The 24793-nt window shown below is 53.3% G+C and carries 19 protein-coding genes, 1 tRNA gene and 1 other RNA gene; 4 read left to right on the top strand and 17 right to left on the bottom strand.

The genetic code is table 11. The features are described 5' to 3' along the window. Nucleotides 1-182: 182 nt before the first annotated feature. Genes HMPREF2890_RS07105 through HMPREF2890_RS07115 form a run of 3 tightly spaced genes read right to left on the bottom strand, consistent with a single transcriptional unit; the run spans nucleotide 183 to nucleotide 1906 of the window. Nucleotides 183-662 (bottom strand): DUF4293 domain-containing protein, encoded by a 480-nt coding sequence (locus tag HMPREF2890_RS07105; protein WP_070467069.1) that lies wholly within the window; start codon nucleotides 660-662, stop codon nucleotides 183-185. Nucleotides 663-671: 9 nt separating this feature from the next. After that, complete coding sequence (locus tag HMPREF2890_RS07110) at nucleotides 672-1034, bottom strand: DNA-directed RNA polymerase subunit omega (protein WP_070467072.1); 363 nt, start codon at nucleotides 1032-1034, stop codon at nucleotides 672-674. A 44-nt stretch (nucleotides 1035-1078) separates the two neighbouring features. Continuing rightward, nucleotides 1079-1906: an outer membrane protein assembly factor BamD gene (locus HMPREF2890_RS07115; protein WP_070467074.1), complete on the bottom strand. Its 828-nt coding sequence runs from the start codon at nucleotides 1904-1906 to the stop codon at nucleotides 1079-1081. Nucleotides 1907-2103: 197 nt separating this feature from the next. Between HMPREF2890_RS07115 and HMPREF2890_RS07120 the strand changes: the two genes are divergently transcribed. Then, nucleotides 2104-2943 carry a hypothetical protein gene (locus HMPREF2890_RS07120; protein WP_148130718.1) on the top strand — a complete coding sequence of 280 codons (840 nt, stop codon included), beginning with the start codon at nucleotides 2104-2106 and terminating at the stop codon, nucleotides 2941-2943. Nucleotides 2944-2985: 42 nt separating this feature from the next. Further along, complete coding sequence (locus HMPREF2890_RS07125) at nucleotides 2986-4305, top strand: mechanosensitive ion channel family protein (protein ID WP_070467078.1); 1320 nt, start codon at nucleotides 2986-2988, stop codon at nucleotides 4303-4305. Nucleotides 4306-4393: 88 nt separating this feature from the next. Here the strand turns inward: HMPREF2890_RS07125 and HMPREF2890_RS07130 are convergent, their stop codons facing one another. From HMPREF2890_RS07130 to HMPREF2890_RS07180, 11 genes are all read right to left on the bottom strand, one after another. Next, entirely contained in the window at nucleotides 4394-5221 is an 828-nt protein-coding gene (locus tag HMPREF2890_RS07130) for an N-acetylmuramoyl-L-alanine amidase family protein (protein WP_083289873.1), read from the bottom strand. Between the two features lie 137 nt (nucleotides 5222-5358). Beyond that, on the bottom strand, nucleotides 5359-6780 hold the full coding sequence (locus tag HMPREF2890_RS07135; protein WP_070467081.1) for a trigger factor: 1422 nt from the start codon (nucleotides 6778-6780) through the stop codon (nucleotides 5359-5361). A gap of 175 nt (nucleotides 6781-6955) precedes the next feature. Beyond that, on the bottom strand, nucleotides 6956-8032 hold the full coding sequence (locus tag HMPREF2890_RS07140; protein ID WP_070467083.1) for a metallophosphoesterase: 1077 nt from the start codon (nucleotides 8030-8032) through the stop codon (nucleotides 6956-6958). Between the two features lie 2 nt (nucleotides 8033-8034). Then, the gene (locus tag HMPREF2890_RS07145; RefSeq protein WP_246825361.1) at nucleotides 8035-9450 is read right to left on the bottom strand and encodes an MATE family efflux transporter; all 1416 of its coding nucleotides are present in this window, start codon (nucleotides 9448-9450) and stop codon (nucleotides 8035-8037) included. 19 nt (nucleotides 9451-9469) lie between these two features. Further along, the gene (locus HMPREF2890_RS07150; protein WP_070467088.1) at nucleotides 9470-10186 is read right to left on the bottom strand and encodes a Crp/Fnr family transcriptional regulator; all 717 of its coding nucleotides are present in this window, start codon (nucleotides 10184-10186) and stop codon (nucleotides 9470-9472) included. Between the two features lie 27 nt (nucleotides 10187-10213). Further along, nucleotides 10214-11257 (bottom strand): NAD(P)H-dependent glycerol-3-phosphate dehydrogenase, encoded by a 1044-nt coding sequence (locus tag HMPREF2890_RS07155; RefSeq protein ID WP_070467090.1) that lies wholly within the window; start codon nucleotides 11255-11257, stop codon nucleotides 10214-10216. 2 nt (nucleotides 11258-11259) lie between these two features. Beyond that, the gene (lysS, locus tag HMPREF2890_RS07160; protein ID WP_070467091.1) at nucleotides 11260-12816 is read right to left on the bottom strand and encodes a lysine--tRNA ligase; all 1557 of its coding nucleotides are present in this window, start codon (nucleotides 12814-12816) and stop codon (nucleotides 11260-11262) included. Between the two features lie 125 nt (nucleotides 12817-12941). Then, nucleotides 12942-15683, bottom strand: coding sequence for a TonB-dependent receptor (locus tag HMPREF2890_RS07165; RefSeq protein WP_083289874.1), 2742 nt, complete (start codon nucleotides 15681-15683; stop codon nucleotides 12942-12944). A 148-nt stretch (nucleotides 15684-15831) separates the two neighbouring features. Next, a tRNA-Thr gene (locus tag HMPREF2890_RS07170) sits at nucleotides 15832-15904 on the bottom strand. A 1-nt stretch (nucleotide 15905) separates the two neighbouring features. After that, nucleotides 15906-16005, bottom strand: an RNA gene (ffs, locus tag HMPREF2890_RS07175) — signal recognition particle sRNA small type. 217 nt (nucleotides 16006-16222) lie between these two features. Continuing rightward, nucleotides 16223-17533, bottom strand: a complete 1311-nt coding sequence (locus HMPREF2890_RS07180) for a replication-associated recombination protein A (protein WP_246825362.1) — start codon at nucleotides 17531-17533, stop codon at nucleotides 16223-16225. A 130-nt stretch (nucleotides 17534-17663) separates the two neighbouring features. On the opposite strand from HMPREF2890_RS07180, the gene htpG reads away from it, so the two are divergent. After that, entirely contained in the window at nucleotides 17664-19757 is a 2094-nt protein-coding gene (gene htpG, locus HMPREF2890_RS07185) for a molecular chaperone HtpG (protein WP_070467098.1), read from the top strand. A 78-nt stretch (nucleotides 19758-19835) separates the two neighbouring features. Here htpG and HMPREF2890_RS07190 read toward each other — a convergent pair whose 3' ends face one another. The 3 genes from HMPREF2890_RS07190 to HMPREF2890_RS07200 form a co-directional block, all read right to left on the bottom strand. After that, nucleotides 19836-20468, bottom strand: coding sequence for a superoxide dismutase (locus HMPREF2890_RS07190; protein ID WP_070467103.1), 633 nt, complete (start codon nucleotides 20466-20468; stop codon nucleotides 19836-19838). A gap of 125 nt (nucleotides 20469-20593) precedes the next feature. Next, on the bottom strand, nucleotides 20594-21550 hold the full coding sequence (locus HMPREF2890_RS07195) for an NAD-dependent epimerase/dehydratase family protein (RefSeq protein ID WP_070467105.1): 957 nt from the start codon (nucleotides 21548-21550) through the stop codon (nucleotides 20594-20596). A 236-nt stretch (nucleotides 21551-21786) separates the two neighbouring features. Beyond that, nucleotides 21787-23772 (bottom strand): 6-phosphogluconolactonase, encoded by a 1986-nt coding sequence (locus HMPREF2890_RS07200; protein WP_070467242.1) that lies wholly within the window; start codon nucleotides 23770-23772, stop codon nucleotides 21787-21789. 287 nt (nucleotides 23773-24059) lie between these two features. Between HMPREF2890_RS07200 and HMPREF2890_RS07205 the strand changes: the two genes are divergently transcribed. Then, the gene (locus tag HMPREF2890_RS07205; RefSeq protein ID WP_083289875.1) at nucleotides 24060-24788 is read left to right on the top strand and encodes a succinate dehydrogenase cytochrome b subunit; all 729 of its coding nucleotides are present in this window, start codon (nucleotides 24060-24062) and stop codon (nucleotides 24786-24788) included. Nucleotides 24789-24793: the final 5 nt, after the last annotated feature.

Below are 24793 nucleotides of genomic sequence, written 5' to 3' on the forward strand. Positions count from 1 at the left end.
TATTAGAGAAATCTTTTATCGGTATTAGAGATTTCTTTTACCGGTAAAAGATTTTGCCCATCGGGAGAGGTGTAAATCAGCAGTCACCGCTCCCCTTGTCTGGATGCCTGCGAAAAAGACAAGAGAGAGACGGGCTTATCGACCCATCTCTCTCTTCTGTACTTAGTATAAGGTATGGTGAGTTACTTCCTATCCCTCAGCCTATACATAGACCGGACGGTCATCTCATCGATCGCAATGGCGCGGTACGCCAATACGTCCAGCACAATAGCCAGCAGGGGGAGGATGGCTACCAGCCACTTAAGCCGCCAGCCCATATAGCCCTCGCCCAGTGATGAGATGAAGCTGTAGGTGGTGACACCCGCTAGGATCATCACTCCGACTGTCAGTAGGATATTGAACACCGTGAGTCGCATCTGGAGGGGCCTCTTCTTGTAGAGGAATATCGTCACGAGGCTGACGATGATGATGATGAAATTGAGTATCATCAGTGGCCACTCAAAGGTGACAAGCTCATCCCCTGCACCCAGTTGCGTAAAGCCTGTGGTGTCTCCCTCAAAGAGGGTGTCTGCAGACGTGATCACCACGTAGGGGAAGAAGAGTGGCACCAGTAAGAGTAGTGCTGCGAGGAGGAGCCAGAGTGATTGTTTCCGCTGTATCATCCCGTGGTGTCAGTCGTCCATAATGTTGTCCATCAGGTCATCGTCCATCTTGTCTAAGGGCAGATGCCAGGTAAGCTCTCCATCCTCAAACTCCTTGATCGCCATCAGGAGGGGCTTGGGCTGCTTCTCGAAGTACTTCGAGAGCTCAGCCTGCTCGTTGTTGATCTCCTCGACATCCTCACCATCATCGGTGGTATAGGTCGAGAATTCCTTGACCTTGTCATCAAATTCCTGCTTCATGTCGGCGGCGATCTGATTGGCACGCTTTGCCATGATCAGGATGGAGTCATAGATATTCCCCGTAGGCTCGACAAACGCATTGATGTCGCGTGTCACGAGGGTCTGGGGTGCATTTTTGCTCTTATTGTCCATTTGTGCTTCTTGGATCAAGTGATCGTGATGTGAATTATGTGTGCTTACTCGTCATTGCCATCGATGAGACGATAGGCAAAGTCGTAGTATTTATCCGCTTCCTTGCGATGCTTCCCCTCAGGAAATTCGTTGACGAAAGCGAAGTACTCATCTCTGAGGGAGCGTACCCGCTCCTGTTTCTTGGACTCAATGCTGTACCTCGCAATCTCGTAGAGCGAGGAGAGGACGTAGAAGTGTATGTCCTCCCTATACTTGCTGTACGGGTAGTCCTTCAGGGCATTGCGCCCTGTGATGATGGCCGACTCGTAGTTGTTGAAGATATAATTACCGAGGTTGTAGTACAGCTCGACATTCAGCAGCTCCTTGAGAGCAAGGTTCTCCTGGAGGTCGAAGAGAAGCTGGGTAGCCTCCTCTGCCTTCTCGCTCTGGGGGTAGAAGTCGAGGAAGAGCTGCAGCTCCTTGATTGCGCGGTAGGTAGGCTCCTGGTCAAGACGCGGGTCGGGCATCTGCTTAGCCAAGCCATAGCCGCTGTAGAAGCGAGCCAGCTCGGTGTACTCGCCATTGGGGTAGGTGGTGTAGTATTTCTCAAAGACGTCTGCTGCCTCCCGATAGTTTTTGCTCGCATAGTAGCTCTTAGCGAGGAGGTAGAGGGCATCCTCCCCCTCCCCGGTGCCGCGGAGATAGGGTACTACCGTCTCAAGCAGCTCAGCAGCTTGCTTGTACTTCTCGGTATTGTAGTACTTCTTGGCGTACGAGTAGCGCTCTGTGACGTCGGTGCTTTGCTGCACACGCACATACTCACCGCACGAGGAGGCGATCAGTAGGATGAGTGTGCTAAGGAGGACGCAGGCTGGATAATGTTTCCGGATCATTATTCTCTGAGTATATAACGTGCAAATATACCGCTTTTTTTGAGATGATGGCATCACCCACTCTTTTTTGCTGGGGACCTCCCCTCTTTTTCTATCCTTTCTCTTCCGGAGGTGATCTTTCTTTGGGGATAAAATGGTAGATTTGTGTGTCTTGATCAAGTTAGCAAACCATTCAATAATAAATATCCTTATATAGTATGAGTCAAACTTCTATCAATGCAGCTGCTCGTGATGTCTTGAGAGACCTGGCGGCGATGTCTGTGGGAGCAGTGGGCGGCATAGTCCTGTACAATGCCCTGAAGAGCCGCTATCGTAGAGTGGAGACGCCCACGTCTCTGATTGACTCTATCACCTGCTATGAGGGACGGCATCCCTCGTCGGTGCTGACTTTTGGTTGGGATGAGGATGAGAAATTCTCTTGGGCGAGACGGATTTCTCTAGATAAGGAGGGCAACCGTCTCCATGAGTCACTTATAGAGTCTGAGGTGTACGATCGGAAGCTACTCGTCGTGGAGACCGACTGCATGGAGGGGTGCAATACACCTGAGATCACCACGGTCGATCTTGACCCCTTTGGTATGGGAACCTCCCTCTCCTTCCGCCGGACGAGTGGTAGAGAGGAGCACTGGGATCTGAGGCTCTATGGCGGTCAGCTTGACAGCATCATCAGTCAGGATGGTGAGATGGATGTGACTTGGGACACGGAGGGAAATATCACCTCTATCACCGGACACGAGGGAGAGTATCGTCAGGAGATGACCTACTATAGTAATGTTGGGAATCGGGTATTCCCTGACCTGAATTACCTCAGCGATGTGAGCTCGGTGAATTTCCTCTCCAGCTTCATACTCGGCTCCAGATCCTCCAACCTCATCTCCTCTATGGTGATCCGCCGACCGGACTACCACTACCACTTACTTGCCTCCTACCTGTGTGACCGCTTTGACCAGCCCCTACAGGTACGGCACGAGATCAAGGAGATCAAGGAGGGGGAAGTCAAGGAGTCAACCCTTCGGTACGATATAAAGTATCTGTAACTGATAACGCATTAGATATCCACCCAAAATAAATTTGTATCAATGGATGATATTAGAGCCTTGCTCCTGAGGATTATCACTGGCTTTGACCTCGGGATTGAGCATGGATCCCTTGCCTACGAGATGCTTGTGCTTGGGATCGTTGTTGTATTCTTAGTGATCGTGGACTTCATACTCCGGCTGATCTTCATCAAAGGGCTGAGGGGGCTCCTGGGTAAGATTCCGTGGTTCAGTAGCTCAACGGCCGACGCTCGCAGTAATAAGGTCCTGAGTAAGCTTGTGAGCTTGATCGTTAGCTCAATATTTATTGGTCTGCTTACACTGCCCTTCCCCAATGGCGGTGCGTGGTATGTCGGTTTGTTGTTAGTGGCTCGACTTTGTCAGACCTTCTTCTTCTTTAGCTTACTTACCGCTGTCATTGACACCGGTCGGGCATGGATGCTTAAGCAGCCGCAGTATAGGGATAATCCTATGGTCGCACTCTTGCAGGCCTTTAAGGTGCTGGCTATCTTCCTTGCGGTCTTGGTGGTGATATCGCTGCTCTTCCGCATTGATATGAGCACAATATTCGGCAGTCTGGCAGCACTATCTGCAGTGCTGATGCTGATCTTTAAGGACACCATCCTCGGATTTGTAGCCAGTATACAGCTGACAGGTAGTGATATGGTCCATGTGGGTGACTGGATCACCGTGCCGGGTAAGAGCGTTGATGGAAACGTCGTAGAGATCTCGCTTACAACGGTCAAGGTGATGGGCTTTGATAACTCAATGTACACCATACCACCCTACGACTTAGTGAGCAACCCTGTGCAGAATTGGTCTAATATGCAGCGCTCCAATGCTCGTCTCTGTGCTCGCTCGATCTATATCGACATCTCCTCGATACGCTATGCTGATGATCAATTGATCAAGCGCCTGCGTCAGTCGGGCCTGCTGAGCCAGGTGATGGATCAGCTGATTGCCGAGGTGGAGGATGAGAATAAGAAGCAGAGCCTGACGGATGACCTGACGCGGGTCAGGGTGACCAACCTGGGGCTCTTCCGAAATTATGTGCTTAAGTTCCTCGAGCAGTCCGATGCTGTGGACCACAACTACGATGCGATGTGCTTCCAGAAGCCGATGACTGAGATGGGACTGCCACTCCTCGTACGGTTCTTCACAAAGACCTCTAATTGGGGGATGCATGAGACCATCGCTGCCAATACCTTTGAGCATCTGATGGCAGTGATCTCGCTCTTTGATCTGAAGATATATCAGAAAGTCTCCTCCAGCAACTTAGCCTCGGCTACAGAGTCAGAGCTTAAGGAGATGCTTGCGACTAAGCAGGCTGCAGCGGACTCAGACAGCGAAGAGGCTAAGTGATCTGAGGGTCACACTTGGTAATGAAAAAGGGAGATGCACCCAAGCTGGTGCATCTCCCTTTTTGGTAGTTGGTATGGTCGTGTGGGGACTATTGCTTGCCGGATCGCCTCCGGATCTGCCGCTCGTACTCTATGACAGCCTTGGCGATCTCATTGGCGATCTTGGCCTGCCCACTCTGAGAGTTGATGTAGCGCTCTTCCTCTCTATTGGTGATGAAGCCGATCTCAATGAGGACGCTTGGCATGGCAGCCTCTCGCAGCACCAGAAAGCCCGCCTGGCGTACTCCTCGGTCGTATCGACTGGCGGACTTGAAGCCGCTTTGGACCAGCTTGGCAAGCCTCAAGCTATTCTCCAAGTGCTTATTTGCCATGAACTGGAAGATGATGTACGACTCGCTTGAGGTGGGATCAAAGTCCTCATACTTCTTGGAGTAGTTGTCCTCCAGGAGGATGGCACTGTTCTCCTTCATCGCCACCCTTAGGTTGTCCTCTGTCCGGTGAAGACCGAGCACATAGGTCTCGGTGCCGCTGGGGGAGTGGCTATTGCTTGCGTTGGCATGGATGGAGACAAAGAGGTCAGCGTTTTTCTTGATCGCAAATCGGGCTCTGTCCTGCAGTCCGATGAAGTTATCGTCTGGTCTGCTGTAGTATACCTTGATCTGTGGTGCCAGTTCATTGATCTTGGCCCCCACTTTCTTGGACACCGCGAGGACGACATTTTTCTCGTAGGAGACTTTGCCCTTTGCTCCGCTGTCGTGTCCCCCATGCCCGGCATCAATAACCACGATAAACCGTCCCTCCTTGTCCCTCGCATATAGGGTGGGAGATCCTATAAGGGTTAAGAGCAAGATGACTAAGAGGGCGCAGGTGGTTGACACTCCGAGGTATGAGGTAGTATGGGAATGGTATCTGGTCATATGGTATAAATGCTTGATGGATCGGAAAGATACCCAAATTGTCCGGAAGGATAAAGAAAGCCTGAAACTACTCAGGAAAAGTAGTCTCAGGCTTTACATAGCTGTGATAAGTGAGTCTCTACGGACGCACGAAGTCCTTACTCGGCAGGCTTCTCCTCAGACTCAGCCTCCTCACCGCTGTCCATAATGATCTTCTGGAGCTCATCGGCAGTCACCTCCTTAGTCTCCACAGTGATCACGTTGTCCTCGTGGATCTTCTGGGCAACCATCTGGCGAAGCATATTTTGCTGGGTGTTGTAGCGGAAGTTGTCATTGCTGAGGGCGCGCTGTACCTGTCCCTCAATCATGTCCTCCGTAGGAGAGGAGAGACCGATCTGTGCCAGCTGGTTGATCACGTAGGAGCGGGTGAAGTTCTTCAGATCCTCCTCAGTGACCTCAAGGCTGTACTTATCCGTAAAGTGGTTGATGATTATGTCCAGCTTAAGACCCTTCATCAGCTCCTTGAAGTTACTGTCGATCTCCTCGTCTGACTGATCCTTGGCCATCTCGGAGCCCTTGTACCACTCCTTGATGGTATCCTCTGCGAGATCCACCTTGTCGGTCTTCTCCTTTGTGATAAGGCTTATGAGATCCTCGGTGAACTTATAGTCAGCGTTGGCCTTGATATTCTGCTCCATCTTGGACTTCAGCTCCTCGCGAGCCTCCTCCTCAGTGTGTACCTTGTCGGGACCAAAGATCCTATCGAAGAACTCCTGATTAAGCTCAGCACGCTGGGAGTAGCTGATCTCCTTGATCTCGTAGGAGAACTCGCTCTCCTTGTACTTCTCCACCTCCTCGTCGGTCATGTCGTCAAGGTGGAAGAGCGCCTTGAGCTCAGACTTCTGACCGCCAAAGGCCTTATAGGGATTGAAGATTACGATGCTGTCCTTGGGGGCGTTCTCAAACTTCGCCTTCTCATCCTCATCGGTCATAAAGTCCACGTAGATCGTGGTCCGATCGAGCTGAATGCCTCCCTCGCGTGGCGAGTCTCCGTCAAGCTCTGCCAATGCTCCGGATACGAACGCATTGGGGACAATGTGGTCTCCGTCGACAAACTTGGAATTGGCCCTCTGGAGCTGCTCCATCTGCTTGGTTACCTCCTCGTCGTCCACGGTGGGCTGATAGTAGGTAAGGGTGTCCTCGCTGCTGAGAATGTCGTTGCTCAGGGTGGGGATCAGTGCCAAGTGGAAGGTGATGGTCATCTCATCCTGCAGAAGCTTATCTCCCTGGTTGAGCTCCTTTGGCATAATAGGCTGACCGATAGTCTTCAGCTCCTTCTCCCGGATGAAGTCCATGAGCTTAGAAGTAACAGCTTCGCTAACTGCATCGACGTGGATGCTGTCACCGTACATCTTAAGGATGAGTCCCTTAGGCACGTGACCCTTGCGGAATCCGCGCATTGAGGCGTTGGCGCTGATGTTATTGAGACGCTTCTTGTAGTCCTCTGCGTAGTCCGACTTCTCGACAGTTACGTCAATACGGGCAAAGTTGTCTTTCTGCTCTGCGAGAGTGATATCCATTGTTATGTCTTTATGTGATTTGGTTTCAGTTGTTAGCGTGCAAAGTTAGCATTTTTGCCTCTATTGCCCAACCCTCAAGCTCTACTCGGCATAGTCGCGCACCTGTGGTAGGAGTACCCCTGGGGGAGTCAAGTAAAATGGAGGGACCTAGCCTTTCCATTAGCCCTATCCGGGCTTATGTACCCTTGAAGTGGAGGTCGATGATTACGATCTCAGACCTGCTCCCGATACGGAGGCGCGAGGTGGAAGCGCCATAGCCGGAGGAGATGATGATCATGCCGTCACCGGAGGGATGGCAGCCGTAGTTGTGGCAGAAGAGGAGTGGTTGGAAGACCTGCATCGGGAAGATCTGCCCGGCGTGGGTGTGTCCCGTGAGAGTGAGGTCTATCCCGCTGACCTCTGGGTCCCTCTCCCAGTGCTCACGAGGCCGGTGCTGTAGCAGTATGGAGGTCGCACCATCGGGCACCAGATCCGCTAAGCTACTGAGTGGCACCACGTCCTTATCCAGGGCTTTGTAGTAGTCTCTGCCTATGAGGTAAAGGCTTGGGCGGAGCTTCACGACGCTGTCGCGGAGCAGTGTCCCCAGCGAGGAGATCCACTGCACATTCTCATCCAAGTCACCATAGTACTCATGGTTGCCAAGGACGAAGTAGAGACCTTGGGTGCTCTCTCTTATGCGGGCGAAGTGGTATGCAGCCGTGATGGTGTCCACATCGCTTAGACTTCTATCGATCAGGTCTCCCCCGATGAAGACATAGTCCGGCGAAGCTTTCTCTATCATTTGCTCCATCCTTGCAAGATGCTCCTCCCCGAAGAGTTCGCCCAAGTGGATGTCAGTCACGAGTGCTATGCGGACGCTGTCCGAGGGCTTCTCGTCTGGCAACATGATGCGGTAGCGGGTGGTGATCGGCTCCCTTACATTTCTTCTCCCCGCGATCATCACCGGTAGGATCAGCGATAGACAGAGTAGGGCGGTCACGCGACCATAGTGGCACTTCGTGGCGCTGTCGAGGAGTGTGAAGAGTGTGGCAAAGTAGATCTCAGCGAAGAGTAGATCTGTCACCAGCTCGGGTGTACTGCCACCGGAGAGTGAGGTGGTCAGGATTAGCCCTATGGAGAGGACCGGGATAGCTATGACGCTCCACTTGAGCACTTTACGGAGCAGCTGATCCCTGGGGACTCGACGTCCGGCATAGTGACAGAGGGCATAGCCCAGTGCGATCTGTACGAAGACAAAGAAAATGTATCGCATGCTTAAGCGCAACGCTTAGACCGACGATAGGGATGAGCCAGCTTGCGGAAGTAGGATGAAGTCATCGTCATGCATAAGATCATCGACAGTACATCCGCTACTGGTAGTGCGGTCCATACGCCTGTGAGACCCATGACACGTGGCAGGATCGCCAGTGCAGGCACGAGGAAGATCAGCTGTCGCGAGAAGCTCAGCAGGAGGGCACGGGCTGCCTTACCAAGACTCTGGAAAAACTGTACTCCGGTCAACTGGATGCCCACTGCCCACATGGCTGCCAGCTCGATCTTCAGCCCTACCTTGCAGACTGCGATCAGCTGAGGGTCAGACGTGAATGCGCGAGCAACAATCTCAGGCCATATCAGGGTCACGGAGGCTCCAAAGACACCGATCAGGAAATTCATCTTCCGAGCGATCCGGAAGGTATCTCTCACTCGCCCGAGGTTCCCCGCCCCATAGTTGTAGCCAAGGATAGGCTGTGTCGCCTGAGAGATACCAAACATAAACATCAGCGTCAGCATGGCCACGCTCTGGATCACTCCATTGGCTGCCACCGCCAGATCCCCGCTGTAGAAGTCTATCGGAGAGATCATCCCATAGTCGTAGAGCAGTCGGTTTTTGTAGATATTGACGATGCTCGCCATCAGGTGGGTCACAAAGGGTGCCACACCGATAGAGACGATTGCAAGGGTGTAATCCCAGTTGAACTTGAAGTTTCTCACCCTTAGCTTGACGTTGGTATCCGGTCGTGTGAAGTGATGCAGTACCCAGATCATGCCGATAAACATACTGATCACGGTGGCGAGGGCGACCCCTGCGATACCCATATGGAATACGAAGAGGAACACGGGGTCGAGTACAAAGTTGAGTGCTGCACCGATGAGCATCGTCTTCATCGCCTTCTTGGGATAACCGGTTGCCCTCATCACCGCATTGTAAGAGTAGGTGATGTTGGCAAAAATATTTCCCGGCAAGACGATATTTAGATAGTCGAGGGCATAGGGTAGGGACGCCTCCGAGGCACCAAATTGCATCAGAAGCGGCCGAGCAAACATCATCAGCAAGACGATCACAAGACTGCTGATCGTGAGCGACAGGAGGAAGGCACTGCCCAGCATTTTCTCTCCCTCCTCTCTCCTCTGCTGCCCGAGCAATATGGAGATCCTTGAGGCGGCACCCATACCGACGAGGGTACCTACAGCCTGAGTTACGCCCATCACGGGCATAGTGACCGAGAGACCGGATAGGGCCAAGCTATTGACCCCTTGTGCAATATATATCCGGTCGACAACATTGTATAGGGTATTGACGACAGCCCCTATGACTGAGGGCCAAGCGTAAAATTGTAATAGTTTCCTGATCGGAGCAGTGCCGAGGATGTCGGCATTCTCCATGTTAATTCTTTTCTCTTCTCTCTTCATCCATCCACTGTTTTGTCGTTCATCCGTGACGACTGACATCTACGAGGGCGGTCTCCTTAAGTATCTGTATCTCCTTTCCCTGTAGTGCTATCATCCCATCCTCCTCTAAGGATCGCAGGACTCTGGTGGCATTGCTGGTGGTCATATTGCTCAGACCGCCCAGCACACCCCTCGTCAGTCTCACCCGTAGCGTCTGCCCGTCCTCCTCTCTGCCGAAGAGCTGATCCAGATAGAGCAGCGTCGAGGCCATCCTCCCCGGCATGCGACGTGTATTGAGCACGATCAGGCGCATGTCCTTAGTGTGCAGAGTCCTGAGGGCTCGTGTCAAGAGTAGCTTGGAGGCCCGTGCATTATTGTCTATCACCATCTCCACGATCTCCGCCGGGAGAGCGAGGACGAGGCACTTTGTGAGCGCCTTGCAGATGTACCACTCCTCCATACCGGTGAGCAGTCGAGCGAGACCCAGCATCTCCTTACCGGTAAAGTGTATCGGCACTTCGCCATTGTATAGATAGTAGGTCAGCGCCTGACCCTCAACCAAGGTGATGACGCTCCTCTCCTCTCCCCGCTCCTTAGGTGTGATCGGGTAAATACGCTCCCCCTCCTCACAGGTGTACACCTTGCTCCGCAGGATGAATACCTCCCTCTCTCGGTCGGTGAGACAGTCCCACAGCTCCGGGATCAGCTTGGAGATGTGGGGAAAAGGGGTCCTCGACTCAGAGGTATGGTGCGACATATTTCTCCTATCTCGGTGGTCTTTGACTCACTTCAGGAGCGGCTTAAGGTCCTTAAATGCCTGCTCCGGCTTGACGTGCTCATAGAGTATGTCGTAGACCGCATCCGCAATCGGTATCTCGACGCCATATCGCTTATTCACCTCGTGGATGCACTTTGCTCCATAAAAACCCTCTGCGATCATCTCCATCTCGAGCTGCGCCTCATAGACGCCATAGCCCTTGCCTAAGAAATTTCCGAAGGTCCTATTGCGGCTGTATCGGGAGTAGGCAGTCACTAAGAGATCCCCTAAGTAGGCAGAGTCGTAGACCTGCGGTCGACTCTCGGTGGCGGTGCGGATAAAGCGCTTGATCTCCCCGGTGGCGTTGCAGATAAGCACCGCCATAAAGTTGTCTCCAAGCTTCATCCCCTGAGTGATGCCCGAGGCGATGGCGTAGACATTCTTCAGCACGCTGCTATACTCAATGCCCCTCACGTCGGTGCTGATCACCGTATGGACATAGGGAGCATGAAATAGCGGGGCGAGCCGTAGGGCTGTCTCCTTGTCTTCGCATCCAATAGTTAGGTAGCTGGTCCGATCTATCGCCACCTCCTCAGCGTGTGTGGGTCCGGAGATGACAGCGATCTGAGACATCGGTATGCCAAATTCGCTGGACAGGAAGTCTGATACCAGCTGATAGCTATCGGGGATAATTCCCTTGACGGCATTGAGGAAGACCTTTCCCTTATACTTCTCGGGATCAACCTTCTGCAGTACGCCCTTGAGGTAAGGAGAAGGGGTGCAGAGGAGCAGGGTGTCGCTCTCCTCTACCAGCTCTGTGAGATCGCTGTAGAAGTGGATCTTGGAGGTGTCAAAGCTGACAGAAGTGAGGTAATTGGGGTTATGCCCCTGCTTCTTGAATGCCCGGATCTGGCTGCGGAACCTGAAGTACCAATTGAACTCCTGGCCGGTCTCGTGCAGGATCTTGGCTAACGCCGTAGCCCAGCTCCCGCTACCAATGAGCCCGATCTTGGTCGCCGGTGTGGCGGAAGACTTAGGGTCTGTCGCACTCTTAGAGGCTGTCTCCTTCATACTCACTCGCTATCAGAGTCCGCTTCCTCCTCCTCCACTTCGCCCTTGGGCTGAGATATAGGCTTCATCGTGGGGAAGAGCAGCACCTCCTGGATAGTATCCTGCTCAGTCAGGAGCATCGCCAAGCGATCCATCCCTATCCCGAGACCACTCGTCGGCGGCATACCATACTCCAAGGCCCGGACAAAGTCTTGGTCGATAAACATTGCCTCATCGTCACCCTTCTCCGACAGTCTCAGCTGATCCTCAAAGCGCTCCAGCTGGTCAATTGGATCATTGAGCTCGGTGTAGGCATTGGCAAGCTCGCTGCCATTGATCATCAGCTCAAAGCGCTCCGTCAGTCCGGGCTTGGTACGGTGCATCTTCGTCAGCGGAGACATCTCCACAGGGTAGTCGGTAATGAATGTGGGCTGGATCAGGTGCTCCTCACAGATCTCGCCAAAGAGCTCATCAATCAGCTTGCCCTTACCGAAGGAGTCATCCACCTCGATCCCAAGCTCCTTGCACTTGGCTCTCAGCTCCTCCTCGGTCTTGCCGGTGATGTCGTAGTCCCCATACTCCTTGATGGCGTCGGTCATGGTGAGTCGCCGGTAGGGAGCCTTGAGGTCGATGGTCTTGCCATCCAGCTCCACGGTCGTCTTGCCATTGACCTGAAGTGCCGTGTACTCGAGCAGTTGCTCGGTCATCTCCATCATCCAATTGTAGTCCTTGTAGGCGACATACACCTCCATCCCGGTAAACTCGGGATTGTGTGTGCGATCCATCCCCTCGTTGCGGAAGTTTTTCCCAAACTCGTACACCGCATCGTACCCTCCGACGATCAGTCTCTTGAGGAAGAGCTCGTCCGCAATCCTTAGGTAGAGAGGGATATCCAGAGCATTGTGGTGAGTGATGAAAGGCCGAGCCGACGCCCCACCCGGGATCGTCTGCAGGATGGGCGTCTCCACCTCGAGGAAGCCTCGAGAGTTGAAGAAGTCCCTGAAGGCACTATACATCTTCGTCCGCTTGATGAATATGTTTCTATTCTGCGGATTGACGATCAGGTCCACATACCGCATGCGGTAGCGCTGCTCCGGGTCGGTGAAGGCATCATAGGTCTCCCCATCCTTTACCTTCACGACCGGGAGAGGTCGGAGGGACTTGGAGAGCAGGATAAGCTTCTGCACATGGACGCTGATCTCGCCCATCTTGGTGCGGAAGACAAAACCCTCCACCCCGATGATGTCGCCAATGTCAAGGAGCTTCTTGAAGACTACATTATAGAGCGTCTTATCCTCCTCAGGTGCAATATCGTCGCGAGTAATGTAGAGCTGTATCCTGCCCTCGCTGTCCTGGAGCTCAGCAAAGGATGCCTTGCCCATGATCCGGCGAGACATCAGTCGCCCGGCTATTCTTACCTGTCGAGGCTGCTGCTCATCATCCGAGAAATGGTCCTTGATGTCCTGCGAGGTGGCATCCACCACATACTCCTCAGCGGGGTAGGGGTTGATCCCCAGGTCACGCAACTTCTGTAAGCTATCACGACGCAGGAGCTCCTGCTCACTATATTGTCTCTCCATGTCTTTTCTGATGATGAGTTCTTAACTAATTAGAGTACAAGTGCATCATGGCTATCTGCCTGGTACACTTTATCTGCAAAGATAACGCTTTTGTAGAGCACTATAAAAGTACACCCCCCTCTTCCTCACATCCTGTGGTAGTACCGAGACTGGTATCTCAACCGTGAGGAGCGATCGGCAGAGGGGTCTGCTGTCGGCAGGGTATTGAACTTATAAGTGAAGGTCAGCATAACGTACGATGTGACTCCCTCGTAGAGCATATCGGTGATGGATTGAGCGGTTGAGGTGCGACGAAAGGTACTCCTCTGTCCCAGCAGATCCAGTGCCTCCAGCTCCAGTGTCCCCCTCCGATCCTTGAGGAAGGAGTACCCTATGCTGATGTCCCATATCCAGAGGTTTCGCTTCACATCATCATGGTACCCCTTGGCATCGCTGTAGGAGAGACGATGGGAGAGGCTGAGACCGAAGGGTGGCGTCCAGGTAGCTACGCAGAAGAGCCTGTAGTCAAGTGTCTTTCGGTCACTCTGCCGGGATACCGTATTTGTCAGATGGTTATAGTTCCCTGAGAAGCCCAGCGACGACTGCAGATACTCGCCCGACCAGGTGACTCTCTCCGAGAGATTGACGGTGCTGCTGAGAGAGGTATTCAGCTCTCCATTGACATACCCCTTGCCTCTATTGCCACCGACCCGGCCGTTGGTGAAGGAGGTCAGGCTCTTGGATAGGGGTAGGCTCAGTGACCCGCCGGCACTGTAGGAGTAGACACCATTCACGTTCTCGTAAGTGGTTTGGCTGACACCGGTCTCTCGGTCTAGTTCGCGACGGTTGATGATCGCATTATTCACCGTCCCCATATAGCCAAATATCTGCAGGCTCTGGAGCTTCTCCCGATTCTCCATAGATCCACGCATAAATATCATATGCCTAAACGAGGGAAGCAGGTCAGGGTTGCCGGTTGTCTGAGAGAGTGGCGAGGTCTGTATGGTGACGGGACTCAGTTGCTCCATAGAGGGCTGGCCGGTGCGCCCTCTGTAGTGCAGCATATACTGTAGTCCTCTGTCGTCCCTCAGGTCTACGATGAGCGAGGGCGCATAGTTGACGATGCTTCGCTCGTGATCGTAGGTGACCTCCTCACCATCCGTGGTGATCGTGTGGGTGTGGGTGGGCAGCGCATCGACTCCGAGGGAGATACTGCTCTTGGGTCTCGGTCGATACCTCGCCATGGCACCGATCCGGTGGTTTAGGTACTGGTTGCTGGAGCCTCTGGAGTACCGTTTGTCCAGTATGGTATACTCTCCCTCAGTGTCGGCCTGATAGGCAAGGCGATTGCTCGTCCTGTACTCGCCATCGAGGCTGTAGTTGCCCTGGAGTGCCCAGTACTTGCTGAGAGGCTCCATGTATGAGAAGGAGATACCACCTTGATTACTCTCGCTGCGGGAACTGGTCAGTTGATCCAGGGTCTCGCTTCGGTTGCCCTTGGCAAAGGTGGTGACGCTCTTGAGTGTCCCGTCGCTATTGCCCGACTGGTGTCGCCCAAAGACTCTGACGTAGATATTTCGTCCCTCGTCATTAAATGTGTGGCGGAAGTGGAGGTAGCCGCTCGCTCCATCGTTGCGGCTCTTCTCCTCCCTCTCCGAGGAGCCGGAGTTGATCGTCTCGCCCTCTCTTGCCTCTGTGCTGTACTGAGAGAGTGAGTGGGATCGGCTCCGGCCGATACTGATGTCGGGCATAAAGAAAAGTGCAGTCCTCTCGGAAGGGGTCCACTCGAGACGACCACCCATGGAGCCACGGCGTGAGAGGTCATCCTGAGAGGAAGTGGTGCGGTCGGTGGTGCTATGTGTGGCTTCTCCGAGGAGGTTTTCCCGAGTCATTCGGCTGAATAGGGTGTTATCGTCCTCTTGATATGAGAGCTCGGCGGTGACGTTGAGCTTATCACTTACTTTGTTGTCGTAGTTGGCTCCCACTGAGCGTTGCGTCCGGTCTCCTCTCCCTCGCCTTACCCCGTCGGTGTTATTGAGATTAGCGAGGAGGGTGATCCGCTCGTCTCCTCTAAATGCCGATCCCATTAGGTCTACTCTGTATCGGTCCTTTGTCCCGTATCCGGCCTTTAGGCTGCCGAGGAAGCCTTTCTTTAGCTCTTCCTTCACGTTGAGGTTGAGTATTTTCGTCTTCTCTCCGTCGTCCATACCGGTGAGCATGGATTGCTCAGACTTCTTGTCGACTACCTGTACGTTCTTGATCAGGTCAGCAGGGAGATTCTTAGTCGCCATGGTCGGGTCGGAAGAGAAGAAGTCTCTGCCGTCCAGCTCCACCCGCTCGATGGCCTCCCCATTATAGGTGATGTTACCCTCTGCGTCTACCTCGATCCCGGGAATACGGCGCAGCAGCTCCTCCACCGAGGCTCCGGGGCGAACCTTGAAGGCGCTGGCGTTAAATTGCACCGTGTCCTTCTTGATCGTCACCGGACTCGCCTGTCCCACGACCTTCAGCTCGCTCAGTGCCGTCGCAGAGGGGGAGAGCTTGATCCGCCCGAGGTCGATCTTAGAGCTCTCCCCAATGGATACCGTCTTGCGGTAGGGTGTGTAGCCAATGAAAGAGATGTCCACGAGGTAGCTTCCGGGCGTGGAGACCAGGAGCCTGAAGTGTCCCTGCTTGTCAGTCATCACCCCTTGTATCAGAGTGGAGTCGGTGGCACTCAGGAGTCGCACACTTGCTGCGGTCATCCACTCCTCCTCATCGGTGTCGTAGACACGCCCCTTGATCTCACTGGACCTGGTCTGGGCATGGGCTCTCAGCAGGAAGATCATACAGAGAGCTACGCCTATAAGCAGTAGAGTGGGGCGCTTAGGGGTGGATGTGCGCTGCATCGGATGATTAGGTAAGGAATGGTGAATGTGCAAAAACTGTCGAATGGAGTGCGGAGGTACTCCCAGGAGCAAACTTACCCAATATGGCACAAGTAAGGAAGCGACTGTAAGTACGATGACTCGTCACTTACAGTCGCTTCTTGATGAGAGCCTTCTATAGGACTCGAACCTACGACCATCTGATTACAAATCAGAAGCTCTACCAACTGAGCTAAGAAGGCGGGTGGGCAAGCTGTCTACATCGCGCCGCTACAACCCACTACCCTTGCTGCGATCAAGCCCTGGGGGGATTCGTGGGGAGCTGGCCGTGTAGGACTTGCCCGGATATTGTCGGCTTGACTATGCAAAGGTACAGACTTTTTCCCGTCCCTCAAAGGGGACCCTTCCTTCGGTCACTTCCGCTGCTCTCAATAAGTGATTGAGGGGTCAGGTAAAATGGGCGAAAATCAACTCTGCCTCCTTTGGCATTTTTCTTTTACCGATATTAGGCGCAACTAATATCGGTAAAAGAAAAGTCTAATATCGGTATTAGACTTCTCTCACTCCTGCTCTCCTTTCATTTGTCTCAGCCGCTGGAGTAGCTGAGCCTCTTGGGCATTGTCCGCCGGTCTCCAGAAGGAGGTGCCCACCACTTCGTCCGGGAGGTATTGCTGGGAGGCATAGTGTCCCTTGTAGTCGTGGGGGTAGATGTACCCCTTACCATACCCAAGCTCGTCCATGAACTCCGTGGGAGCATTTCTCAGGTGCATCGGTACAGGGTGGGGTGGGCTCTCCCGGACGAATGCAAGAGCTTGGTTGATAGCAGTGTAGGCACTATTGCTCTTGGGGGAGGAAGCGAGGTAGATGGTTGCCTCAGCCAGGGGGATACGCCCCTCAGGCCAGCCGATGCGCTCCACAGCGGTAAAGGCCGCTTCGGCGATCAGCATAGCATTGGGGTTGGCGAGACCGATGTCCTCTGACGCCGAGATGACCAGTCGGCGGGCGATAAACTTTGGGTCCTCTCCCCCATCGATCATCCTGGCGAGCCAGTATACGGCTGCATCGGGATCACTTCCACGGATGCTCTTGATGAAGGCCGATATGATGTCGTAGTGCATCTCGCCACCCTTGTCGTATACGCCGGGGTTCCTCTGGATCTGCTGAGACACGATCTCATCGGAGATGGTGAAGCTCTTTCGCTCCAGAGCCTCCGGTGTTGTCGCGATGAGCTCCAGGATATTGAGGAACTTGCGGGCATCTCCTCCTGAGGCTGCAAAGAGAGCGTCTGTGGAGTCGATCTGCACCTCGTACTCCGTCAGCACCTCATCCCGAGAGAGGGTGTAGTGAAGGAGCTCATCCAGGTCACCCTGTGTGAGAGGCTTCAGGACGAGTACCCGGCATCGTGAGAGGAGTGGGCGGATCACCTCAAAAGACGGGTTCTCGGTCGTGGCGCCGATCAGCACCACGCTGCCCTGCTCCACGGCATGTAGCAGAGAGTCCTGCTGGGACTTACTGAAGCGGTGAATCTCGTCGATGAAGAGTATCGGTGCCCCCTGAGCAAAGAGACCATTTCTGTAGTCCTCGGCCTGCTTGATCACATCGCGAACCTCCTTGACCCCCGAACTTACTGCGCTGAGGGTGAAGAAGGGGAGGTCAAAGTGCTTGGCTACGATCCTCGCCAAGGTCGTCTTACCCACCCCGGGGGGACCCCACAGGATGAAGGAGCGAAGGAGCCCCGTCTGAAGCATATCGTGAATAGGTCCTCCGGGGCGGACTAAGTCGCTCTGACCGAAGTAGCCCTCAAGTGTGCCGGGTCTCATCCGTTCTGCGAGAGGGGGTAGGTTGGTATTCATCTTTAAGTCAGTGATCATAAGTGTTATGTACAAAGGTACCACTATTGTGTGTGACAATCATACCCCCACGTGGCGTCTCTTGATTCTTTGGCACTGACTTTGCCTACTGAGATATAAACGAAGAATTAAGTCATAAAATAGATAGATAATGGACAAAAATCAGACGACAGGGAAGATTGGCGTGACAAGCGACAATATGTTCCCCATTATTAAGAAGTTTCTCTACAGTGACAATGAGATCTTCCTCCGGGAGATCGTCAGCAATGGTGTGGATGCCGTACAGAAGCTGAAGACTCTGGTCTCTAAGGGTGAGTATTCCGGTGAGGTCGGGGATCTCCAAGTCGAGGTGAAGATCGATGGAGACAAGCTGATCATCTCGGATAACGGCATCGGCATGACGGCCGATGAGATCCACAAATACATCAATGAGATCGCCATCAGTGGCGCTGAGGAGTTTGTCAAGAAGTATGAGGATCAGCACAGCATCATAGGGCACTTTGGTCTCGGCTTTTACTCCGCCTTTATGGTGTCCGATAAGGTCGAGATCTACACTCAGAGCTATGACGAGACGGCCCCCAGCATCCGCTGGTCTTGCGAGGGCAATCCGGAGTATCAGATGGAGGAGGCTGAGAAGAGGCCTCGGGGGACGGATATCATCCTCCACATCTCTGAGGAGGATAAGGAGTTCCTCGATGAGAATCGCATACTGGCGCTCCTAAAGAAGTACTGCAGCTACCTCCCTGTGCCGATAGTCTTCGGTAAGGAGAAGGAGTGGAAGGATGGCAAGCAGGTCGATACGGATAAGCCACGGGTGATCAACGAGACGGACCCGATGTGGATTAAGCAGCCCTCTTCCCTCACGGATGAGGATTACAAGGAGTTTTACCGGACGCTCTTCCCGGGTAATGATGCTCCGCTCTTCTGGATCCATCTCAATATCGACTATCCGTTTAACCTAACCGGGATCCTCTACTTCCCGCAGATCAAGTCCAATCTTGATATGCAGAAGAGCAATATCTCGCTCTACTGCAATCAGGTCTACGTGACCGACAACGTCGAGGGCATCGTCCCTGACTTCCTCAATCTCCTCCACGGCGTGATCGACTCACCGGATATCCCGCTCAATGTGAGCCGTAGTTATCTACAGTCCGATGCCAGGGTAAAGAAGATCTCGACCTACATCACGCGCAAGGTGGCAGACAAGCTGGCAGAGCTCTTCAAGTCCGATCGTGCTGCCTACGAGGAGAAGTGGCCGGCGCTCGATCTCTTCGTGAAGTATGGTATGCTGACGGATGAGAAGTTTGCCGAGAAGGCTAAGGGGATCCTGCTCCTCAAGGACACCGATGAGAAGTACTACACCTTTGAGGAGTACAAGACGCTCATAGAGGGCAACCAGACCGATAAGGATAAGAAGGTTATCCACCTCTACGCTCAGGATCCTGATCGTCAGTACAGCTATATCCGTGCAGCGAAGGATAAGGGCTACAGCGTACTCTTGCTCAATGGACCCTTGGATATGCACCTGATCGGGATGCTGGAGCAGAAGTCGGAGGATAGCCACTTTGTCAGTGTCGACAGTGACACACTGGAGAATCTCGTACGTAAGGATGAGAAGCCGGTCGGTCAGGTCGATATGACTGAGGAGGATCAGTCTATCCTTAGACAGCTCTTCCAGAGCCGAGTGCCTGAGGGTGACGAGAAGCAGATGATCCATGTCGCCACGGCCAATCAGGGCGCAGAGGCTAAGCCGATCGTGGTGATCCAAAATGAGTATATGCGGCGTATGAAGGATATGGCCCATATGCAGCAGGGTATGGATATGTACGGGTCTATGCCGGACAGCTACATGATGACCCTCAACATTGACCACCCGCTGATCGGTGCGGTGCTTAAGAGGTTCAGGGCATCTGACCAGATCGATACGTACACTCAGCTGATGGGTGACCGAAATGGCTTTGTTGCTCGGAGGGCTGAGATAGATAGTCAGCTCTATGATGATAAGAATAAGCCCGACGAGGCAAAGAAGAAGTCTCTCGAGGAGGATCTCAAGGAGACCAATGCCCACATTGATGAGCTGGATGCTAAGCTTAGCAAGATCTATGCTGACTTTGCAGCCGGTCAGCCGGTGATCGAGCACCTCATCGACCTTGCGCTCCTTGCGAGCGGTCTGCTGCGAGGAGAGGCGCTGGATCGCTTTGTCTCCGACTCCATGAGTGCTATCTCGGATAAGCTGGACGACTGACTCTGACGTCCGAAAAGCAAAAGGGGCTGCATCGCTAGCGATGCAGCCCCTTTTGCTTTATATTATGGTTGTCAGAGCTTACTCAGCCTTGCTGGCCTTGCAGGCGCACTTCATTGCCTGCTCCGGCTCTGCGTACCACTCCTCGATGGTCTTCCAGTCGATGATCTCCCAGAGGGCCTTGAGGAAGTCAGGGCGTACGTTGCGGTAGTCTACATAGTAGGCATGCTCCCAGACATCGGCAGTCATCAGCGGGTAGAGACCCTTGGTGATGGGGTTATAGGCGTTTGAGCCCTTGTCAATGCTGAGCTTCCCGTCCTTGTCGGCTACGAGGAAAGCCCACCCGGAGCCGAAGAGACCGGCAGCCTCCTCTTGGAACTTCTGCTTGAAGTCCTCAAAGGAGCCCCACTCCTTCTCGATCGCCTCCAGCAGCTTGCCGGTAGGAGCCTTCTTGGCCTCGTCCTTCGGACGGAGCTGCAGGAAGAAGAGGTTGTGATTGAGGATCTGACCGGCCTGATTGTACATCTTGCCCTCAGCCTCCTTCACGATTGACTTGAGGCACTTGTCCTCGAAGGCGGTACCCTCGATCAGCTTATTTAGAGTGTTGACGTATCCATTGAGATGCTTGCCGTGGTGAAGAGAGACTGTCTCCTCACTCATCACAGGCTCCAGAGCATCCTTGGCGTAGGGAAGGTCAATGAGCTTGAATTTCATGGTAAGAATAATATTTGTGGATTAGAAAAAACAAGAGCGTCATCACCTCCGATCACTCAGAGGAGTGGCTCCACTATCAGTGGAGTGAAAACTGTCGTGAGGTCTCCGTGCTCCACTATATTACATTACTTGCTGTATCTCTCCTTGAGTACACTAAGCATATCCGTGGTCATGGTGTCGAGGTCATACTCGGGCTTCCATCCCCACTCCTCTCTGGCGCAACTGTCATCAAGAGAGTTGGGCCAAGACTCAGCGATGCCCTGACGCAGCTCGTCGACATCGTAGGTCATGGTAAAGCTTGGCATCTGCCTCTTGATGGCCGCATAGATCATCTCCGGGTCGAAGCTCATGCTGGCGATATTGAAGGAGTTACGGTGCTTCAGCTTGGCAGGATCAGCCTCAAAGATCTCGTACATGGCGCGGAGGGCATCCGGCATGTACATCATATCCATATAGGTGCCGGCCTTGATCGGGCAGACAAAGCTCCCGTCCTGAACCGCCTTGTAGTAGATATCCACAGCGTAGTCGGTCGTGCCACCACCGGGGAGGGTGACATTGGAGATCAGACCGGGGAAACGCACCGATCTGGTATCGACACCAAACCTCTTGAAGTAGTAGTCGCTCAGGAGCTCACCGGATACCTTCGTCACACCATACATTGTGGTGGGGCGCTGGATGGTGTCCTGAGGGGTCTTATCCTTAGGCGTGGAGGGACCAAATGATCCGATGGAGCTGGGGGTGAAGACAGCGCACTTCTTCTCCCTCGCAACCTCGAGGACGTTGCAGAGTCCACCGATGCCGATGTGCCATGCGAGCTGGGGTTTCGCCTCTGCCACTGCCGATAGGAGGGCAGCGAGGTTGTAGATGGTATCGACATCATACTTCTCCACCACATCAGCGATCTGCTGTGCGTTGGTGATGTCTACGATCTCAGAGGGACCACTCTCCTTGAGCTCTCCCTTGACGGGAGCTGCGGGGATATACCCGGCGACGATTTGACCATTGGGGATGATGCTCCTCAGCTTCATCGTAAACTCTGACCCGATCTGTCCGGTCGAGCCAATGATAAGGACATTCTTCATAAGACAAACACTTGTCAGACGTTGCCGTCTTGCTCAGTTATTGTTTAAAGGTTGGTATGGATAAAACTATATGTGTAATTAACGGCGAGAGGGTATAATCCGCTCGACAATACAAAGGTGCACAAATTACTTGACACTACATACATACCCTCGTGACCATCTCCCTCATAGGAGACAGGTCCACGACCGACTTGTCAGTCATGGACCTGTCTGGATGATGTCACTTCGGTGGACGATCAGTCTACAGGGTGGTACTGTACAAAGGCCTCGATAGCCTCGTAGCGAGCAAATCCAAGGTCGTGATAGATCTTGGCCGTCCCTCTATTGCGATCCTCCGATCGCTGCCAGAAGAGACGCTCATCGTCACCGAGGAAGGGGGCAGCGTCCATCTGTGTCTGGTGCTTAAGGATAGAGTCACGCTTGAATCGGAGCTCCTCAGGACTCATCGGCACAGCCATCTCAATGTCGTCGATATTCCACTCTGCCCAGGCTCCTCTGTACATCCAGATGCGGCAGTCCTTAAGCCACGATTCGCCCCTCAGCTCATCGAGAGCCGCGAGTACCGCATTTGTGGCAACGCGGTGTGTCCCATGGGGGTCACGGAGATCCCCGGCGACAAAGATCATATGGGGCTTAATGCTCTGGATGAAGTCCTTGACAATCAGCACATCCTCCTCAGAGAGTGGCTTCTTCTTGATCGCACCGGTCTCGTAGAAGGGGAGGTCGAGGAAGTGGACGTGGTCATCCTTGAGTCCCACATGGCGATCTGCCGTGCGAGCCTCCTGACGACGGATTGTCCCCTTGAGGTACCGCGTCTCATCTGTCTCATTGTCTCCCTCTTTCTTGACTTCGGTCAGGTAGCAACGTGTCTCAAGCAGCTTCTTGCAGAGCTCATCGTCCTCTCGTCCTGCGTTTTGGTAGAGGGCGTGTACAAAGTCAATGTACCGAATCACCTCCTCGTCGTTGACAGCGATGTTTCCCGAGGTCTCGTAAGCGACGTGCACATCGTGACCATGCTTGACGAGTCTATGGAACGTCCCTCCCATGGAGATGACGTCGTCATCGGGGTGAGGGGAGAAGATAATCACGCGCTTGGGGAAGGGGAGAGCTCGCTCAGGGCGCTTGCTGTCGTCTGCATTGGGCTTGCCTCCGGGCCATCCGGTAATCGTATTCTGGATGTCGTTGAAGACCTTGATGTTGCACTCGTAGGCTGAGCCATACTGGCGTAGCAGGTCACTCAGCTGGTGGGTGATGTAGTCCTGGTTCGTCAGGTTGAGAATCGTCTTTCCGGTCTGATTGCAGAGCCAGACCAGAGCGCGACGAACCAACTTATCCGTCCATCGGGGATCGGTCACTCTCCATGGAGTGTGGATCCGGGCCAGCTCGTCAGCCGCCTCCAGGTCGGTGTAGACGCATGCCCTCGGGTGGGTCTGAAAGATAGAGGCCGGGATATTGTCATCCTGTGGCTCCTCAACGACCTGTCTTAGGATCTCCTTCTTCGCTTCGCCCCATGCCAGTAGGACGACACTCTTGGCCGCACGTATCTCATTCATCCCGATGGAGACAGCAGTCTCGGGGACGTTGTCGGAGAGATTGAAAGAGCTGATCGCCTCATTGCGTGAGGTGTCGTCAAGTACCACAAGGTGGTACGAGGAGCTGAGTACGTCACCGGGGGCGTTGGTTGCGACAGTGCCGCGGAGCCCGATTCCCATAAGGCAGAGGTCAAAGCCTCCGAGGTCACTGAGCGCTCTCTCGTAGTCTGTCCAAGACGAGGGGATGTCATCCTTGTCTATGCGGATGTCAAAGGAGTGGACGCACGAGTCTGATATGCTGATCTTGTTGAGGAACTCCTCACGCAGGTGGGCTAAGACGCCTTCGTTGTCATTAAGAAGGGGGTAAAACTCATAGAGGGGGAAAATGTGTACGCCCTCAAAGGAGAGCTTCTCACTCTCGTGGAGCTTAATCAGCTCGCGGAGGACCGGCAGGGGGCTGGTGCCTCCCGAGATGCCGAGGACATAAGTCTCCCCCTTGTCTTGGTGAGACTTGATGTCCTTAGCGATGCGGAGAGCGAGCTCAGCGCCTGCCTGCTCATCGGAGGGGTAGATGTGCGTGAGGATCCGCTCGTAGCTGGTCAGCATAGTCTCCTCATACTCGTTCTGAGGATTGTAGAGCCGCTCCTCTACCTGCTCTAGAGAAATCTGTGATGTGAGATTAAGTCGCATGGTCATATAGATATATATATTGTTTGATACTATGGTTAGGAAGATCGGCGTGCGACCTTCTAATTCGATGATAAAGATAAGAAAAAAATTTACCATCAAGTCGTGATGTCCTGATTTTTATACCTATTGCCCGCTTTCTATCCCACTATAGTGTTGATAGTTATAATTATGGAAATATGTCGGTAATCTTCTTGGGAAGATCGCAGAAATGGGCTAAATTTGCAACACCGACTGATTGTCGCACGACAAAGTTACTTCGAATACCAACAACAGTTTTATCAAATCCCATGTGGTTGACTAATTCTTCTATCGGAAGGAAGGTGGTGATGAGTGTCACCGGTGTCTGTTTCTTCCTCTTTCTGCTTTTCCACGGAGCAATGAACCTGGTGGCAGTCTTCTCGGCTGAGGGCTACAATGAGATAGCCCACTTCCTGGGGACTAATCCCGTCGTCCAGTTTATGGTGCCGATCCTGGCAGCCATCATCCTGATCCATATCATCTTCTCGATCATGCTCTGGAGCCAAAATCGCAAGGCTCGCGGTAATGATCGCTACGAGGTGGCTGGTAAGGCCAAGATTGACTGGGCATCCAAGAACATGCTGATCCTCGGACTTATCATCCTTGGTGGACTGGTGCTTCACCTGATCAATTTCTGGGCAAAGATGCAGCTCCAGGCCTGGATGGGCAATGCCTCTGTCTTAGCCTCTACTCAGATGGAGTACATCTTTAGTAAGGAGTGGATCGTGATCATCTATCTGGTCTGGTTCTGCGCCATCTGGTTTCACCTCTCTCACGGGATCTGGAGTGCGGCTCAGACAGTGGGGCTTAATAATAAGAAGTGGATCAATATCTGGAAGACGATCGGCTATGTCTTTGCGACACTTATCTTCATCATGTTCGCTTTCGTCGCCATCGCCTTCTACCTCAAGTCTGTAGGTGTCTGGCCTCAGGTCGGTGATATCTGGCACCTTGGTGCAGCCGGGGAGATCCCTGCATCACAGTACTACGGCTTCTGATCCGA

The sequence above is a fragment of the Porphyromonas sp. HMSC065F10 genome (genome assembly GCF_001808555.1).
Classification (GTDB): Bacteria; Bacteroidota; Bacteroidia; order Bacteroidales; family Porphyromonadaceae; genus Porphyromonas_A.

Coding starts and splice junctions, on each gene's coding strand:
- HMPREF2890_RS07130 (WP_083289873.1), bottom strand. CDS start 5,221: ATGACCAGATACCATTCCCATACTACCTCATACCTCGGAGTGTCAACC.
- HMPREF2890_RS07150 (WP_070467088.1), bottom strand. CDS start 10,186: ATGTCGCACCATACCTCTGAGTCGAGGACCCCTTTTCCCCACATCTCC.
- lysS (WP_070467091.1), bottom strand. CDS start 12,816: ATGGAGAGACAATATAGTGAGCAGGAGCTCCTGCGTCGTGATAGCTTA.
- HMPREF2890_RS07165 (WP_083289874.1), bottom strand. CDS start 15,683: ATGCAGCGCACATCCACCCCTAAGCGCCCCACTCTACTGCTTATAGGC.
- HMPREF2890_RS07195 (WP_070467105.1), bottom strand. CDS start 21,550: ATGAAGAATGTCCTTATCATTGGCTCGACCGGACAGATCGGGTCAGAG.
- HMPREF2890_RS07190 (WP_070467103.1), bottom strand. CDS start 20,468: ATGAAATTCAAGCTCATTGACCTTCCCTACGCCAAGGATGCTCTGGAG.
- HMPREF2890_RS07145 (WP_246825361.1), bottom strand. CDS start 9,450: ATGAAGAGAGAAGAGAAAAGAATTAACATGGAGAATGCCGACATCCTC.
- HMPREF2890_RS07135 (WP_070467081.1), bottom strand. CDS start 6,780: ATGGATATCACTCTCGCAGAGCAGAAAGACAACTTTGCCCGTATTGAC.
- HMPREF2890_RS07140 (WP_070467083.1), bottom strand. CDS start 8,032: ATGCGATACATTTTCTTTGTCTTCGTACAGATCGCACTGGGCTATGCC.
- htpG (WP_070467098.1), top strand. CDS start 17,664: ATGGACAAAAATCAGACGACAGGGAAGATTGGCGTGACAAGCGACAAT.
- HMPREF2890_RS07155 (WP_070467090.1), bottom strand. CDS start 11,257: ATGAAGGAGACAGCCTCTAAGAGTGCGACAGACCCTAAGTCTTCCGCC.
- HMPREF2890_RS07120 (WP_148130718.1), top strand. CDS start 2,104: ATGAGTCAAACTTCTATCAATGCAGCTGCTCGTGATGTCTTGAGAGAC.
- HMPREF2890_RS07125 (WP_070467078.1), top strand. CDS start 2,986: ATGGATGATATTAGAGCCTTGCTCCTGAGGATTATCACTGGCTTTGAC.
- HMPREF2890_RS07105 (WP_070467069.1), bottom strand. CDS start 662: ATGATACAGCGGAAACAATCACTCTGGCTCCTCCTCGCAGCACTACTC.
- HMPREF2890_RS07205 (WP_083289875.1), top strand. CDS start 24,060: ATGTGGTTGACTAATTCTTCTATCGGAAGGAAGGTGGTGATGAGTGTC.
- HMPREF2890_RS07110 (WP_070467072.1), bottom strand. CDS start 1,034: ATGGACAATAAGAGCAAAAATGCACCCCAGACCCTCGTGACACGCGAC.
- HMPREF2890_RS07180 (WP_246825362.1), bottom strand. CDS start 17,533: ATGATCACTGACTTAAAGATGAATACCAACCTACCCCCTCTCGCAGAA.
- HMPREF2890_RS07200 (WP_070467242.1), bottom strand. CDS start 23,772: ATGCGACTTAATCTCACATCACAGATTTCTCTAGAGCAGGTAGAGGAG.
- HMPREF2890_RS07115 (WP_070467074.1), bottom strand. CDS start 1,906: ATGATCCGGAAACATTATCCAGCCTGCGTCCTCCTTAGCACACTCATC.